This window comes from Enterococcus sp. AZ080 (assembly GCF_051714945.1).
Lineage (GTDB): Bacteria > Bacillota > Bacilli > Lactobacillales > Enterococcaceae > Enterococcus_B > Enterococcus_B pernyi.
Genome location: NZ_JBIOSV010000001.1, coordinates 2,626,054 through 2,642,500, shown reverse-complemented (window position 1 = coordinate 2,642,500; position 16,447 = coordinate 2,626,054). Strand labels below are relative to the sequence as shown.

The 16,447-nt window shown below is 37.4% G+C and carries 15 protein-coding genes and 2 rRNA genes (1 of these 17 cut by a window edge); 13 read left to right on the top strand and 4 right to left on the bottom strand.

The features are described from left to right. The 5 genes from IGK01_RS12545 to IGK01_RS12525 form a co-directional block, all read left to right on the top strand. Positions 1-259 (top strand): 23S ribosomal RNA (locus IGK01_RS12545); it begins 2,656 nt to the left of the window's first position. 89 nt (positions 260-348) lie between these two features. Then, positions 349-464 (top strand): 5S ribosomal RNA (gene rrf / locus IGK01_RS12540). 206 nt (positions 465-670) lie between these two features. Then, on the top strand, positions 671-1,885 hold the full coding sequence (locus tag IGK01_RS12535) for a metallophosphoesterase family protein (protein WP_438840801.1): 1,215 nt from the start codon (positions 671-673) through the stop codon (positions 1,883-1,885). Continuing rightward, on the top strand, positions 1,882-4,605 hold the full coding sequence (locus IGK01_RS12530) for an AAA family ATPase (RefSeq protein ID WP_438840800.1): 2,724 nt from the start codon (positions 1,882-1,884) through the stop codon (positions 4,603-4,605). The genes IGK01_RS12535 and IGK01_RS12530 overlap by 4 nt, the downstream gene beginning before the upstream one ends. Next, positions 4,589-5,533, top strand: coding sequence for a 3'-5' exoribonuclease YhaM family protein (locus tag IGK01_RS12525; protein WP_010734187.1), 945 nt, complete (start codon positions 4,589-4,591; stop codon positions 5,531-5,533). The genes IGK01_RS12530 and IGK01_RS12525 overlap by 17 nt, the downstream gene beginning before the upstream one ends. A 388-nt stretch (positions 5,534-5,921) precedes the next feature. Here the strand turns inward: IGK01_RS12525 and IGK01_RS12520 are convergent, their stop codons facing one another. The 3 genes from IGK01_RS12520 to IGK01_RS12510 form a co-directional block, all read right to left on the bottom strand. Continuing rightward, positions 5,922-6,950, bottom strand: a complete 1,029-nt coding sequence (locus tag IGK01_RS12520) for a peptidylprolyl isomerase (protein WP_153830548.1) — start codon at positions 6,948-6,950, stop codon at positions 5,922-5,924. A gap of 181 nt (positions 6,951-7,131) precedes the next feature. Next, positions 7,132-7,479, bottom strand: a complete 348-nt coding sequence (locus IGK01_RS12515) for a YtxH domain-containing protein (RefSeq protein ID WP_010734189.1) — start codon at positions 7,477-7,479, stop codon at positions 7,132-7,134. Beyond that, positions 7,472-7,906, bottom strand: a complete 435-nt coding sequence (locus IGK01_RS12510; protein ID WP_010734190.1) for an HIT family protein — start codon at positions 7,904-7,906, stop codon at positions 7,472-7,474. The genes IGK01_RS12515 and IGK01_RS12510 overlap by 8 nt, the downstream gene beginning before the upstream one ends. Positions 7,907-8,041: 135 nt before the next feature. Here IGK01_RS12510 and IGK01_RS12505 point away from each other — a divergent pair, with 135 nt between their 5' ends. The 4 genes from IGK01_RS12505 to trmB all read left to right on the top strand — a co-directional run bounded on the left by IGK01_RS12505 (position 8,042) and on the right by trmB (position 11,829). Beyond that, positions 8,042-8,779 carry an ABC transporter ATP-binding protein gene (locus tag IGK01_RS12505; protein WP_010734191.1) on the top strand — a complete coding sequence of 246 codons (738 nt, stop codon included), beginning with the start codon at positions 8,042-8,044 and terminating at the stop codon, positions 8,777-8,779. Further along, positions 8,772-9,983 carry an ABC transporter permease gene (locus tag IGK01_RS12500; protein ID WP_023520447.1) on the top strand — a complete coding sequence of 404 codons (1,212 nt, stop codon included), beginning with the start codon at positions 8,772-8,774 and terminating at the stop codon, positions 9,981-9,983. Before IGK01_RS12505 ends, IGK01_RS12500 begins: the two co-directional genes overlap by 8 nt. 301 nt (positions 9,984-10,284) lie before the next feature. Further along, positions 10,285-11,064 carry a phosphotransferase family protein gene (locus IGK01_RS12495; protein ID WP_010734193.1) on the top strand — a complete coding sequence of 260 codons (780 nt, stop codon included), beginning with the start codon at positions 10,285-10,287 and terminating at the stop codon, positions 11,062-11,064. Between the two features lie 114 nt (positions 11,065-11,178). Then, the gene (gene trmB, locus IGK01_RS12490) at positions 11,179-11,829 is read left to right on the top strand and encodes a tRNA (guanosine(46)-N7)-methyltransferase TrmB (RefSeq protein ID WP_438840799.1); all 651 of its coding nucleotides are present in this window, start codon (positions 11,179-11,181) and stop codon (positions 11,827-11,829) included. A 52-nt stretch (positions 11,830-11,881) separates the two neighbouring features. On the opposite strand, the gene ade is transcribed toward trmB, so the two are convergent. Then, positions 11,882-13,621 (bottom strand): adenine deaminase, encoded by a 1,740-nt coding sequence (gene ade, locus IGK01_RS12485; protein ID WP_224434270.1) that lies wholly within the window; start codon positions 13,619-13,621, stop codon positions 11,882-11,884. Positions 13,622-13,751: 130 nt separating this feature from the next. Between ade and comGA the strand changes: the two genes are divergently transcribed. Genes comGA through comGD form a run of 4 tightly spaced genes read left to right on the top strand, consistent with a single transcriptional unit; the run spans position 13,752 to position 16,410 of the window. Then, positions 13,752-14,678 carry a competence type IV pilus ATPase ComGA gene (comGA, locus tag IGK01_RS12480; protein ID WP_062806102.1) on the top strand — a complete coding sequence of 309 codons (927 nt, stop codon included), beginning with the start codon at positions 13,752-13,754 and terminating at the stop codon, positions 14,676-14,678. Beyond that, complete coding sequence (gene comGB / locus IGK01_RS12475; protein ID WP_051377627.1) at positions 14,635-15,684, top strand: competence type IV pilus assembly protein ComGB; 1,050 nt, start codon at positions 14,635-14,637, stop codon at positions 15,682-15,684. The genes comGA and comGB overlap by 44 nt, the downstream gene beginning before the upstream one ends. After that, a complete protein-coding gene (gene comGC, locus IGK01_RS12470; protein ID WP_010734198.1) occupies positions 15,681-15,962 on the top strand; it encodes a competence type IV pilus major pilin ComGC in 282 nt (93 codons plus the stop codon). Before comGB ends, comGC begins: the two co-directional genes overlap by 4 nt. Next, positions 15,943-16,410: a competence type IV pilus minor pilin ComGD gene (gene comGD, locus IGK01_RS12465; RefSeq protein WP_409173625.1), complete on the top strand. Its 468-nt coding sequence runs from the start codon at positions 15,943-15,945 to the stop codon at positions 16,408-16,410. Before comGC ends, comGD begins: the two co-directional genes overlap by 20 nt. Positions 16,411-16,447: the final 37 nt, after the last annotated feature.

Genomic DNA, 16,447 nt, shown 5'->3' with positions numbered 1-16,447 from the left:
GGAGCTGTCCTTAGTACGAGAGGACCGGGATGGACTTACCGCTGGTGTACCAGTTGTTCTGCCAAGGGCATTGCTGGGTAGCTATGTAGGGAAGGGATAAACGCTGAAAGCATCTAAGTGTGAAGCCCACCTCAAGATGAGATTTCCCATTTCTTTAAGAAAGTAAGATCCCTGAGAGATGATCAGGTAGATAGGTCAGGAGTGGAAGTACAGTGATGTATGGAGCGGACTGATACTAATCGATCGAGGACTTAACCAAAATAAAATGAAAAACTCGGAGAGTTTCTTACTGATACTTCAAATCCAGTTTTGAGTGAACAAGATTTACTCAATATAGATAACACCAAGTGTGGTGGCGATGGCGAGAAGGATACACCTGTAACCATGCCGAACACAGAAGTTAAGCTTCTTAGCGCCGATTGTAGTGAGGGGTTGCCCCTTGTGAGAGTAGGACGCCGCCACGCAAACGAAAACAGTTGAACGAAAGTTCAGCTGTTTTTTTTTGTCTGGATGCGAACAAATTTTCGGTTTTTTGCTGAAAAAAAGCAATGGAAATGTTATGATAAATCATGTATAAACAAAAAATGTCAACAGATATCGATCTGTTTTAGTAAAGCGTTACAGACAAACTTATATTTTATTATCTTATATATAGGGAGGTAGTAGCTTAATGGTCAAATTTATTCATGCGGCAGATTTGCATATGGATCGTTCATTTGAAGGATTAGTGGGAATCGATGGAAAAGTTCAAAAGAAATTATTACGGGCTAATTTGACCGTACTTGAAAATATTGTGGAACAGGCAATCAAACATCAGGTTGATTTTGTTTTACTGGTAGGGGATAGCTTCCACCAGAATCGTCCTTCGCTAAAGATCCAAAAGCATTTTTCGGAACAAATCAAGCGCTTAGGAGAACACAATATCTCAGTTTTTTTAACATTTGGTAATCATGATTTTTATCAAAAAGAGAGATATTGGTTTGAATTTCCCGAGAATCTTTCTTTGTTTACTTCGGAAACTGTAGAGACACTGCAAATGACGACGGATGCTGGCGAAACGATTGCACTCAGTGGTTTTAGTTACACAAAACAATGGATCACTGAGGAAAAAGTACCTGAATTTCCCCAACGTTTTGCTGTCGACTACCATATTGGACTCTATCATGGTGAAACTGGGTCAACTCATGGGAATTATGCACCATTTCAAGCAAATCAAATGGAAGCAAAAGGCTATGACTTCTGGGCATTAGGCCATATCCATGTTCCAACTAAATTAAATGAAAAAGGGACCATTCTTTATCCTGGTGCACCACAAGGTCATACAAAAAAAGAAGAGCCTGCGACTTCAATAGTTTTAGTTGAACTTCAAGGAGCATCTTGTCGAACAACACCTATAAAAGTTGCAGAAGTTTATTGGAAACGTCAGCAAATTTCTCTCAGAGAAGTGAAACAAACGACGGATGTATTGAAGAAAATCCAGCAAGAATTAGTTGAACCCAATAAGATGACTCTCATTGAATTTGAGATCATTGATTATGAACACTTAGATCAGGAAGTGTTGGATCGTATTTATTCTGGAGAATTATTAGATTATTTGAAGGAAGAAACAAACAGGAAATTTTCGAATTTAGTTATTTGGCGCATCTCTACTTTAGAAAGAGATAACAAGGTAAAAATTTCTTTGTCTGCTTCCACATTGATGTTTGAACAACTATTCGAAAATTACCAAACAAAAGAAGATTTTCAGCATATATTACATGAAGCCTACACAAATCAAGAGGCAATCAAAGTGTTGGATCTGCTACCGGACTTTCAAGAATCTACGATACAAAAGGCCCAAGAAATCATTCGGCAAGACTTTTTGTTTGAGGGGGGTACTGAATGAATATTTTAAAAATCGAAATAGCAGCTTTTGGAAAGTGGCGTCAGCAAACCTTTGATTTTACCTCTGGCAATCAGTTGATTTACGGTGAAAATGAAGCGGGAAAGTCAACAATTTATCAATTTATTCAAGCAATCCTTTTTGGTTTTCCATCAAAAGGGAAGAAAAAGAAAGATTACACACCGAGAGACGGTTCTGCATATGGTGGGAAATTATGGCTGAATCATCCTGTACATGGAGAAATTTATGTTGAGAGATATAAACAACAAAATAGAGGTAAATCGAAGGTCACATGTAATGGCCAAAGTGGAAGTGATGAACTCTTAGAAAAACTACTTTCACCTTTGACGAAAGAGTTATTCCAGCAGGTTTTTACATTTCAACAAGAACAACTGAGTGAACTTGCTCATTTAACAGAAAAAGAATTACATGATGCGCTGATTTCATTAGGAATCACTGGGAGTTCTCATGTCTTTCAAAAAAGACAAGAATATTATCAATCAGCTGATAAGTTGTTTAAAAGAAAAGGTCAAAAATTAGTGATTAATCAGCGACTAAATGAATGGAAACAACTACAAGAAAAGATTCATCAAAAGCAAGAACAAGAGGCGATCTATAGTGAATGGATCATGGAGGAACAACGACTAGCAGAACAACAACAGCTCTTATTGCATGATATCGAACAAATCAATCAAAAACTTACGCTGTATCATCAACAAGAATTGAATTTCTCTTTATATGAAGAGTGGCAATCACTGAAAAAAAATATGCTAGCTGAAGTACCGGATGAATCACTAATACAAGATTTAGAAGTATTTACCAAACGTTATCAACAAATGAACGAACGTCTGGAAGAACTTGAGGCTTCGTTAGAGCGACATAGTGGGATGGATCAACAGTCTGCACGTTATTATTTTTATTTAGAACAAGAACAAGAGTTGAAAGCACTACAGCAAAAGCAATTTTCAACTGAGCAATTAATGGATGAGTGGCAAAGACTGCAAGTAGAGACAAGGGAAACAGCGTCAGAATTGAAAATCTTAGAACAACGTTGGCGCTGGGATCGATTGCAACGACCACAGGAATTTATTGATGATCCAGAGTGGCGTTCTTTGTATACGATGGCGCAACAATTAAATGATGAACACAGTCAGTTAGCGATTCGTTTTGATATTGTGAAGGAACAGCAACAAACACTAGAAGCAGAGATCAATGAATTAGAACTAGCCCATCCAACGCTGATCCAAACAAGACCGACCCAGGATGTTCCAGAAAAACAATCCTTTTTCAAATTTTACGTTAGTGCGTTAGTGTTAGCTGTGATTGGTTTAATCTTACCTATGCCTGGAAAAATATTGGGGCCATTGCTTGCTTTGGGAGTGGTTGGCTATACGTTGACTCGTAGAAAACCTAAGAACACTACAAACCAAAATTTGCCAGAAATCAAAGGGAAATGGCAAGAGAAACTAGGACAACTGGATATTGTATTGGCACAATTAGAAGAGATTACTCAAACAATCAATGAGAATAAACGAAAGCAACAAAAAATGGAACAATCAGTGGCTGATTTTGCCTATCATCACTCATTAGGAATAATGAACACGCTTGAAACGATGAAAAATGAGGGCCAAGAAGTAACAGATTATCAAAAGCTTTATGCTGTTTTCCAAAAAAAGCAACAACGAGAACGTGAGATACAGGAACAACTCTTACAGATAGATGGGGAACTTGACCTAGCAAAAGAATGGCTACCTCTCCAACATAAATCTCTCTCGGAAAAAATGGCGCTATTAACCACGTTCATCCAAGAGATGGAACAAATGAAATATGCTAGAAGTTATCAACAGAATACTTTATTGAAACAAGAAATCAACGCATTGAAAAAGAAACAAAAAATGTGGTTGGAGGAATACAAAGAACAATTTACTAGAGCAGAACTTTCTTACCCATCAGAAGTACCGATTTTTTTACAAAAGGTGGAGCAAACGAAGCAACAACAAGCGCGTTTTGAAGAATTGACGCATATTCTTTCCCCAATTTTTAAAACTGTCATTACTTATAGCCAGTTGCAGACTCAGATTGCTCATGAATCCGAACGATTGCAAGAACTAAAGAGGGAAGAAAGTAGGAAGAGTGAGCAACGTCAACGTTTGCAGTTGCAAATTGAGGGATTACAACAAGACGGGACATTAGATGAATTATATCAACAGGAAAGTCTACAAAAAGCACAACTACAAACTTTATTTGAAGAGTGGGGAGGCTTAGTGATTGCTGGGACATTTTTAGGTGATCTTTCGACAGAATTAAGTGAACGGCAATTACCACAGTTACTCAAATTAGCTGGAGACTATCTAAGTATCCTAACTGATCGACAGTACCAAGAAATACAATTGAAAAACGATACATTGACATTAACAAATGGTACAGATGAGTTTCCAATTTATGAACTATCGACAGGGACAAAGGATCAGATGATTATGGCGATGCGTTTTGCATATCTTGTTTTGGAAGCGAAACGTTCGATCTGTCCAGTGATCATTGATGATGGCTGGCTACACTACGACCATAAGAGAAAATACCGTTTAGCTAAACTACTAGCTGAATTTAGCAAAACCTATCAAGTAATCTGCTTGTCTTCTGATCAAGAAATGGTAAGCTATTATCATGAGCTAGAACAATCTGTGAGAAAGTTAGAAGGTGCAAATAGTGAAAAAAATACGTGAATTAGTCGTTGATGAACAATTCGAACAATTCGTTTTGATCAAAAATGCAGATGTAAGAATCGCTAAGAACGGTAAGAAATTTATCGCTTTTACATTTCAAGATACATCAGGAACAATTGATGGCAAATATTGGGATGCATCAGAGGACGAGATCAAAAAATTTACACCGGGAACAGTTGTCTTTTTAAATGGTAAACGCGAGGTCTATCAAGGAAACCCTCAAGTTAAAATCTTGCATATGCGTTTAACAAAAGTTGATGAACCGAGTGATCCCAGTTTGTACATGGAAAGAGCACCATTGAGAAAAGAAGAAATGGAAGAAGAAATCAACCAATTGCTATTTGAGATCACCAATGCACATTGGAATCGAATCGTACGTTATTTACTCAATAAATACCAAAAACAATTTTTTGAATATCCAGCAGCAAAACGAAATCATCACGCATTTGCTAGTGGATTGGCTTATCACACAGTATCGATGTTACACTTAGGTAAAGCGATTGCTGATGAATACCCTGAATTGAATCGCCCGCTACTTTATGCGGGAATTATCTTACATGATTTAGGGAAAGTAATCGAGTTGTCTGGCTCAATGGCAACAGAATACACATTAGCAGGTAATTTAGTAGGGCATTTAGTTTTAATTGATGAAGAAATAACAAAAGCTTGTTTAGCGTTGAAAATCAGTGAGGAAGAAGAAGATGTGCTGATCTTACGTCATATGGTTCTATCACATCATGGATTATTAGAATATGGTTCGCCTGTTCGACCTCGAATCATGGAAGCTGAAGTCTTACACCAAATCGACACGATCGATGCTTCAATGCAAATGATGACTACTGCGATTCGTCAAACAGAGCCAGGGAAATATACAGATCGAATATTTGGGTTAGATAATCGTAGTTTTTATGTACCTAAACAGAAATGATGGTAATTGTTCGATAGACAATGAAAGATACGTAACAATTTATTGATAGCATCTCACTAGTTTTAAAGAGGGCAAGACGGAAGTATTTAGCCTCGATAAATAAGACGACATCCACGAAAATTGTTTTTCAAACTTTTGTGGATGTCGCTTTATTTCCGAAGAGGGAACTTTTGTTCCCAACATTTATTCGCTTTTAGTTGGTTCAAAGAGAACTATGTCCCTAAACATTTTTTTATGAACCCAAAGAATGTTTTACTTTCCGTTAGCAGAGATGAATAATGAGAACTTATCGTATTCAAAAAAGTGGTTTAGGAAGAATTTTCTCTTCCTAAACCATTTTTTAAATACTTTCTAGCATTTATTTTTAATGTGTAGAAGCGTATAGTATTTATTCGTTTGTTGATTCAGTCGTGCTTTGCTCTGTTTCTGATGTTTCAGTAGAATCAGTTGATTTTGTTTCAGAACTCTTTGTTTCTGAGCTTTCTGTTGCTGAGTCTTCAGTTGAAGATGTACTTGTTGTAGCTGAAGTAAATGGTGTCAAGATGTTCTGGAATGCGTCATCTTTGATTTTTACATTCGCTTCTTTTAGTTCTTCACCGATTACTTTTGTTGTAAATTCGCTGTCATTCACTTTTGCTTGAGTCGCAATTTCTTCTAATTGATCTTTGAATTTATCCATGTCATTTCCTTTATCTTGGTTTTTCACCATTTTAACGACATAGTATTCTGTTGCATAAGTAGAAGGATTTGTTGCAGTGATCACATCTGAGATCTCACCGTCTTTAAGTTTGAAAGCAGCTTCTTTTACTTCAGATGGAACAGTTTGTGTTTCTGAATCAAACTTGATATTACCACCATCGTCTTTAGTTGTATCTGTTGATTTTTCTTTCGCTAGTTCTTCGAAATCTTTGCCGTCATCAGCTGATTTCTTAACTTCTTTTGCTTCGTCTTCACTAGCAACTTTAATGATTTGTGCTTCTACTTCTGGATGGAATGTTTCCCACGTTTTCTTCAAGTCTTCATCTGTCAATTTCACATGAGATTCGATCCCAGCTTTAAAGACAAGATTATTACGAAGGAATTCTTTGTAGCTTTCTTCTGTAAATCCTGCAGATTCTAATTGTGTCTCGAAGCTGTCACCATAAGTTTCTTTTGTTTTATTATATTCAGCATCTACTTCTTTATCTGAAACTTTATCATTGTATTTGCTATTGAATACATCATAGATCACCATTTGTTGAAGTAATTGTTGGTTAGCGGATTCAGATTTTGCTTTTTCATAAAAATCAGCAACGGTGATTGTGCCGCCTTTCATGGTTACGATATCCTTGTTTGTATCCCCGCCACCAGAACAAGCTGCTAGTGTTAGAATAGCTAACGCACTTGTCGCAGCTAAAATTATTTTTTTCTTTTTCATTTAAGTTTTGCACTCCTGTAATTTATTATTGGTTTTCACAAATATTACTATACCATATCTATGAGCGAATAAAAACGTTCTGACTGATAGTTTCAAACAAAATTCAAATTTTTGTCACATTCCATACATCTAGGCACATGAAAAAGACATATAGTTATCAAAAGCGCTTGATTTTTGATCATTATTGCACGTCTGTCAAGCTTTCAGGTAAATGTGCCGAAAGTTTTTCTACTTGTTCTTGGATTTGTGTCACTCGTGGTTCTGCTTGGAATTTGAAATTTTCAAGGTCTTTTTCGATTGATTCTTGAAAAGGTGGAATAACAGTTTCAGCTGTTTTTTTTGTTTCAGATAGCGCGTGTTTAAAATGATTCAAACTGTTATTTAATTCGTTGGTTAATTCAGTTGCTTCATCTAATTCTGCAATCAATTTCTCTCTGGTCTCATTTCCACTACGTGGTGCAAATAATAATCCTGCTGCTGCACCGGTAACAGCACCGAATACTAATCCTTTTAGAAAATTTTTAACCATGAATCGTCACCTGCTCTTTGATTTTTTCTTGGATAGCAGTCATTTCTTCCGTTGTATAATCTGCTTGATGGTTTCCAAAGTGAATGGAGAAGTCATCTTGTTTACTATAACGCGGAATTAAATGGATATGGGAATGAAATACAGTTTGATAGGCTAGTTCTCGATTATTATTGATAATATTTAAACCTTCCATTTCCGGAAATGCTTTTTCGATGGAACGAGCGATTTTTGGGATACGGGCAAAGACATCACTGGCTAATTCCTCGTTGTAATCAAAGATATCAGTTACGTGTTCTTTAGGAATGATCAATGTGTGTCCTTTAGTTGATTGAGAGATATCTAAGAACGCATAGATTTTCTCGTCTTCATAGATTTTATAGCTAGGGATCTCTTGATTGATGATTTTACAAAAAATACAATTGTCCATATAAAAACACCTTTCTTCTATTCAAATTTCGTTACCTCAACTTTAACATAAGTTCGTGAGAATGCACGTAAAAAATAATTGGACGTGATTTGCTTCGTGGTATAATGAAGATAATATAATAACGGAGGAAGAAATATGAGTTTAAAAATCGAACATGTTACAGGTGGCTATGGTCATTTACCTGTTTTGAAAGATATCAGTTTTAACGTTCAACCTGGAGAAATGGTTGGGTTGATTGGTTTGAATGGAGCAGGAAAAAGTACAACGATCAAACATATTATCGGTTTGCTTGAACCAACGAAAGGCAAAATCGAGATCAATCAATTATCCCTTAAAAAGGATGTAGAAAATTATCGTAAACAAATTGGTTATATTCCAGAAACACCTTCATTATATGAAGAACTTACGTTAAAAGAACACATTGAAGTAACGGCGATGGCTTATAACATTCCAATGGATATCGCGATGAAACGGGCAGAAAAGTTGTTACACACGTTTCGTTTGTCCAATCGGTTAGAGTGGTTTCCAGCGAATTTTTCAAAAGGGATGAAACAAAAAGTAATGATTTTGTGTGCTTTTTTGATTGAACCATCTTTGTATATCATTGACGAACCTTTTCTAGGGCTAGATCCGTTGGCAATCAATGCTTTGTTGGAATTAATGGTCGAGATGAAAAATGAAGGATCGGGTATTTTGATGTCTACGCATATTTTAGCCACTGCTGAAAAATATTGTGACCGTTTTGTTGTTCTTCATGAAGGAGAAATCAGAGCAGATGGCACGTTAGCAGAGTTGCAAACTGCTTTTCGAATGCCGGAAGCATCCCTAGATGAAATCTACATCGCATTGACGAAGGAGCAAGGTTATGAATGATTTTTTTCAAAAAAGACTAGCAAAACATCATAAAAAAATGATGAAATATTTACGCTATGTATTCAACGACCATTTTGTATTAGTCTGTTTATTTTTGATTGGGGGTCTAGGCCTTTATTATTCTAACTGGCTAAAAACACTTGAAGCTCCTTTTTCGATGGGAGGTATCATCGTCTCATTGATTTGGATGATTTGCTTGATCGTTGGGAAAATCGCGACTTTTGCGGAGCCGGCAGATTTAGTTTTTCTTTTACCGAAAGAAAAAGAAATGAAAGGCTATTTGCAACGAGCTTTTCGTTATTCTTGTATTTTTCCTATGGTTTTTCTAGGATTAGTGTGTGGATTTGCGATGCCGTTAGTTGTGGTTTCAACGCAACAACCATTTTCGCTATTTTTTGTTTATCTACTTATACTATGGAGTTTGAAGTCTAGTCATTTACAAGTGAAGCGAGTAGATTTTTATCGTATGGAAGAAACACGTAAAAACCTGTTTAAATATGGTTGGTGGGTCTCGTCATTTGGGATCTTACTTCTTTCTTTTTATGGGAATATTTGGTTGGGCTTGATTCTTTCATCTGTTCAAGCTGGGATCTATTATGGGTTCTTATGGAAAAAACTGTCCGCTCATTTGGACTGGGAAAAAATGATCCAATTAGAAAAACAACGTTTGCACCAAATCTATCAGTTCATCAATTTGTTTACAGATGTGCCGGAGATCACCGCGAAAGTCAAAAGGCGCCGTTATCTTGATCCGGTGTTACGAGGAATCAAGAAAGAAACGAAAAACACGTATTTTTATTTATTTGTTCGACGTTTTGCTAGAGGGTCAGACTTTATTGGTTTGTACGTACGTTTGACAGTGATTGGCTCGATCATTATCGCCGGAATCAACGATCTATACTTTACTTTAGGTATTGGCTCATTATTTCTATATTTGATTGGCTTTCAGTTATTACCGTTATACAGTCAGTTTCGCTATATGATCTTGGTCCAATTGTATCCTATCCCACAGAGTCAAAAAAGTGGAGCACTCCAACGTCTTTTGACGTGGTTATTGACTTTTGTTGCTGTTTTATTTGGAGTGATCGCTGCTGTTGTTCTTGATGGAAATGAGAGATGGCTACCTATCTTAGTCTATCTTGTTGTCAACGGACTCTTGATCAAATGGTACGTGCCATCGCGGCTCAAGAAGGTTGCGGAGTAGCCTTGAGAAATCAAGCAGAAAAATTTTATTATTTTACGAGAATAGATCACAAGAATTGTGGGGAAGTCCGAAATTACTTTATGTTTTTTCGAACTTTCCTATTTTTTTCCATGGTCAAAAAAGGATGTATTAAACCTTATTAATAGGAAGAAATCACTAGGGACTTTTTTTATTTTGATAAAAGTTGGTTTTTTAGAAGGCAAAACATAGAAAAAGAACGTATATGTGCTTGACGTTCAAGACTTGGGCGACTAGAATAATAGATACTGCAAACATATAGTAGAGGACGGGAGAATGCGCGATGGAGTTTCAGTTAGACCAAGAGTGGCGGTTACGCCCCATCAAAGGTGACACAGGAAAAACATACATAGGCATGCGTGATAAAGACAAAGTTTTTATCAAGAGGAACACAACGCCAATGCTCGCTGCACTCTCTCGTGAAGGCATTACGCCTAAATTAGTGTGGACTAAGCGAACAGGAGATGGCGATACCTTGACCGCACAAGAATGGCTGGAAGGCCGCTTGTTGACGCCTAGTGAGATTGGCCAAAGAAATGATGTCATTGATGTACTTTATCATCTACATCATTCAACGTCTTTAAAAACCATGCTTTCTCGAATTGGTGGTAGAGTATTGACACCCCAGAAAATGCTGCAATATTATGAACAAGATTTGCCGGATAGCTTAAAAAACAATCAATTTTTACAACTCGTTTATCGCTATTTGTGCCAACAAGTTCCTTCGGTAGACAAGGAAAAATTAGCGGTCGTGCATGGAGATGTCAATCATCGGAATTGGTTAGTCTGTAAAAATTATTTATATTTAGTTGATTGGGATTCAATCATGTTCGCTGATCCAGCGGTAGATATCGCGACTATTTTAGGAAATTACGTGCCATTGTCTAGTTGGAATCAGTGGTTGATCAGCTACGGTATCCGACCAACAGATGAAATTTTAGAAAAACTACATTGGTATGCGGTGATGAACCTATTACAAGAAATCACACGCTACTGCAAACGTGAAGATTATCGACGAATGAATGAAGAGATTTTACAACTCAAACGAATTTTTAGTGGTTAAGCTCGGATATTCAGTTGATTTTTTTATTTTTAGGGGTAATACCAATAGCGGTTTACAATAAATTCAGTGAAATACAAGGAACAATCTTTTATAGGAATAGAGAGGAAGAAAAAGATGCGTGTTCGCAACCGACCAAATGCAGCAGAAATGCTAGCCGCTCATCCAGAGATCGTCATCAGTGAGCCAACAAAATGGCGTGGAAAATGGAAAGAATTATTTGGCAATGATCAACCAATCCATATTGAGATCGGCATGGGAAAAGGACAGTTTATTACTGGGATGGCCAAAGCTCATCCAGAAATCAATTATATTGGGATCGAAATGCAAGTAAGTGTCGTGTCTATTGCTTTAGAAAAAGTATTGGAGGAACCATTACCTAATTTAAGATTATTGCACGTGGACGGTTCTGCTTTGACTGAGTACTTTTCAGAGAATGAGATCGATCAGATTTATTTGAATTTTTCAGATCCATGGCCTAAAAAGAGACATGAAAAACGGCGCTTGACGTATCGTACATTTTTAGCTGTTGACGAAGAGATCCTAAAACCAAATGGCGAAATTCATTTCAAAACAGATAATCAAGGATTGTTTGAATATTCGTTGGCTAGTTTTTCACAATACGGGATGCGTCTAAAAAAAGTCTGGCTTGATTTACATCAAAGTGATTTTGAAGACAATATCATGACAGAATATGAAGAGAAGTTTTCTTCTCGAGGACAACGGATCTATCGTGTGGAAGCACAGTTTGTGGACAAAACCAAATAGAAAAAAGAAGAGAGTAGGAACTGTAAGTTCTTGTCTCTTCTTTTTTATTTTTTTAGTCTTGTTGATCACAGACGGGAATCAAGTCAAATTTTGAAAAAGAGAAGAGCCCCATATCAGTGATTTTCAATTCAGGAATAACTGATAACGTTAAAAATGAAAGTGTCAAGAATGGATCGAATGCTTCACTTGCGCCTAAATGATGTGCTTGGTCAGTCAAGTTCAGTAATTGCTGATTAACTGTTTCATAAGATTCGAGTGACATCAAACCGCCAATAGGTAATGGTAAACAAGCTAATTCAGTTTGTTGATCTACAACAATCATCCCGCCGCCTTTTTGGATTAATTGTTCAGCAGCGTAGCACATATCTTCATCATTTGTTCCTACAACGACGATATTATGTGAATCGTGAGCCACCGTAGTAGCTAAGGCCCCCCTTTTTAGTTGGAATCCTTTTACAATTCCTAGACCAATATTTCCTGTAGCATGATGTCGTTCGATGACAGCAATCTTTAGTTGATCATCTGCCACTGAAGGAGTGAAAGAACCATTATCGACTTGAACTTGCTCCAATAAATCGTTGGTCAACAAACTATTTGGAATGATTTCTATGACATGAGCGGTTGATGAAGATAAAGCTAGTTCTAAAGAGTGTGGACCAAATGGTGCAACTGTCATTTTTGGTAATGCATCAATCGCTGGCTGAATTTTTAATTTTGTAACTTCAGGGACCAACTGTCCATCTATCACAACCGTTTCTCCTTGATAGAACACGGTATTGATCGGCAACTTTTTCAAGTCATCTGTTAAGAAAAAGTCTGCCTGATAGCCTGGCGCAACTGCCCCTAAATGTTGTAAGCCAAAACATTCTGCCGCATTCAATGAAGCCATTTGGATGGCTTGTAGTGGGTCCATGCCCGCCAAGATGGCTTCACGGACGATATGATCGATGGAACCTTCTGTTACAAGATCATTGATCAATTTGTCATCAGTCACGAATAAACAGCGACGTGAATTGTCTGGTGTGATAGCAGGTAAGAGTGCCTGGAGATCTTTTGCTACGGTTCCTTCTCGAACCATCAAATACATTCCTAGCGCTAAACGCTCCTCCGCTTCTTGGGCGGTCGTTGCTTCGTGGTCTGTTCGAATGCCCGCAGTTAAATAAACGTTTAAGTCGTCTCCGTTTATTCCTGCGGCGTGGCCATCGATTTTTTTGTTCTTTTGATGCATCAGCTGTAATTTATCGATAATCGTTTGCTCATTTGAAGCGACTGACTGATAGTTCATTACTTCAGCTAGACCAAGTACTTCAGGATACTCAAGAAAAGGAGCAAGTGCTTTTGCATCTAAGACAGCGCCACTTGTTTCAAATGGTGTGACAGGCACACATGAAGGTAGCATGATGAATATATTCATTGGTGTCTCTCTTGCATCTGCCAGCATAAATTCAAGGCCCACATTTCCGGCGACATTACCGATTTCGTGAGGATCAGTTACTACTGTTGTCACACCATGTAATAGAGAGATTTTCGCAAACTCTTTAGGTGCTAATAGAGAACTTTCGATATGCACATGACCATCGATCAGACCAGGAACTAAATACTGTCCTTTTGCATCATAGATAGTCGTACCTTCGTATTCCCCAATACCTACGATTCTTCCGTCGCAGACAGCGACATCACCCTCCATGATTGTTTTCGTAAAGACGTTGACGATTTTTGCATGTTTGATAACTAAATCAGCGGGTTGTTTTTTTCCTGCAACTGCAATGTGTTTGTTTAAGTGCGAATCCACTCTGAAACCTCCCCAAATAAATTTTTACTAGTATAACATAAATTCGGATTTAACCTATGATTTTCATTAAATTTTGTAAAAATAAACGATTCATCTTAAAAAGACGTATATTTTCTTGGAGGGCAAAGAAATGAAGATAAAAGATTTAGCAAATGAGATCATTTATGGAGGAGCTAAAAATAAAGTGCAAGATATCTATATTTTGCCATATGTAGAAGATTTTAAGGTTTATTTTCGTACAGGTAAAAGACGAACATTCCAAAAATCGATCTCCCTTGAGATTGGACAACAATTGATCGCTAGTTTTAAGTACCTGGGACAAATGGATATCGGTGAAAGAAGAAAAGCACAACTAGGCTCACTGACTTATTTAGTGGATCAACGAATGATAAGATTAAGACTCTCGTCCGTAGGTGATTATTTACAAAGAGAGAGCTTAGTCATCCGGATACTCTATGCATTGAATGAAAAAAGTTTTCGCTGTTTTGTCCCCAAAGACTTGCAAGTTATTGAGCGGAGTACGAACAACCGTGGATTGTTTTTGTTTAGTGGACCGGTCGGTTCTGGTAAAACGTCATTGATGTATCACCTTGCTCGTAGGAATGAGGAACAAGTGATCACGATCGAGGACCCAGTAGAAATTGAAGAGCCATTGTTTTTACAGTTACAAGTCAATGAAAAAATCGATCAGACTTATGATCAGCTATTAAAACTAGCCTTACGTCATCGTCCTGATTTATTGATTGTCGGTGAAATCAGAGATAAGAAGACAGCAGATGCAGCGATTCGGGCAGCGTTGACGGGCCATCGTGTATTTGCTACCGTCCATGCACGAGATCTCAAGGGGACTGTGGCAAGGATGAAAGAACTAACGAGAAACGATGGATTTGACGAATGTTTGTCCGGCGTTATCTATCAAGAGTTGCTGCCTGATTTTAATGAACAACTGACAGCATTGTGGTCTTATTGTTTTTCTGACAATGAAATCGAAAGAAAAGAATGGAGAGCTAGCTATGAAGAGGCACAAAAAAATGTTTGGCAATCCTATCCATTTTAAAAAGATGGATCACAAACAACAAACTCGTTTTATCCAAACGATCGGTGAGTTACTCTTGAATGGCTTTAGTTTACAGCAAGCAATTGATTTATTGGAATTACTGCAACTGATACCACAAGTTTATGTCCATTTCGCTAAAAGAAATCTTCAAGCTGGCGAATCTTTTCATTTTGTCCTTCAGCAATTGGGATTTAAGCAAGAGCAACTCGTACAGGTGGAACTGGCAGAAGTCCATGGAAATTTAGTCGAAACTTTAAAGGGCATCGCTGAACAATTTCGATTGATTGAACAATTTCGAAGAGACTTAAAAAAGGTCATCAGCTATCCACTGGTATTGTTGGTCTTTTTAGTCGGCATTTTAGTCAGTCTAAGTGAGTTCGTCTTGCCACAATTGCTTCAGACCGACATGGTCACCACGACACATTGGGGGATTCGATTGCTTCAAACAAGTCCTTGGCTATTCTTAGGTGCCGTTGGTAGTAGTATTTTTTGTGGTTCAATGATTTTTTTTCGCTTGAAAAAGTTGGAAGTTGTCAAGAGAAGTGAGTGGATAAGTAAGCAATGGATGATAGGAAAGATCTATCGTTCCTATCAATCAGCTTATCTAGCACTAGAAATAGGCAAACTATTTTATGAAGGCCTCGACTTGAAACAAATTATTCGCTGTTTGAAAGAAACTAAAGAAGGAAGTTTGGTTCAGTCTTTAGCGTATCAATTAATGGAAGGGCTCGAACTAGGTATTCCTTTGGCGCAACAATTTGAGCAATACGGTTTTTTGACGACCGAGTTTAGTCGAATCGTACTACAAGGAGAAGCCAAAGGAAATTTAGGTAAAGAATTATTGTTTTACAGTGATTTGACACGTAAAGAATTTTTTCAAAAAATCCATCGTTGGTTGCACTGGGTCCAACCAGTCCTTTTTTTAGGGATTGCTGTATTGATTTTGCTGATTTATGTGGCTATCTTGTTGCCAGTATATGGAAATATCGAGGAGGTTCTAAAATGAAGAATAGAAAAAGAATGGCTCGTCTAAAAGGTTTTACACTGATTGAAATGTTGATCGTCTTACTCGTCATTAGTGCGTTAGTTTTACTATTTATCCCCAATATTTCTCGTTATCGTGATCATGTCAATAAGGAAGGTCGTGAAGCAGTTATGCAACTGATTGATGCTCAAAGTGAACTTTACGCATTACAAAATGATGGAAAGATCCCAAGTATTGATGAACTATTACGAGAAGGATACATCAAACAGGAACATGCCGATGCGTATCGCAAGAACTAATAAATACCTCACCGAAGCTTACACTTTAGCAGAAACGATTATTGTCTTGATTGTCTCCCTTGCTTTCTTTATCTTTCCTGTCCTCTCATTCCATTCTTTAGAAAAAGAACAATCGATCCATCGTTTTTTTGATCAGCTAGAAAAAAGGATCGATCTCGTACAACAAAGTGCTATTATCCATCAACAAGTTACTCTTTTTTATTATGATCCAAAGCGTCATAGTCTTTTATTTGAGGTGCCTCCTTACTCATCAATGGAGTGGCAAGTGTTGCCGATCCCTGAAGCTTTGACCATCCAACGTCATGCACCGATTACTTATGCTGCGAAGACAGGGAACGAAAGCTCGTTGAAGGCGTATGAATTTTATTGGCCAGAAAAGAAACAAAGAATCATTTACCAATTCCAACTAGGAGGTGGTCGTTATATCAAAAGAATCCAATCTAGCTAGCTTTGTACTGCTTGAATCATTAACCGCGCTAATGATC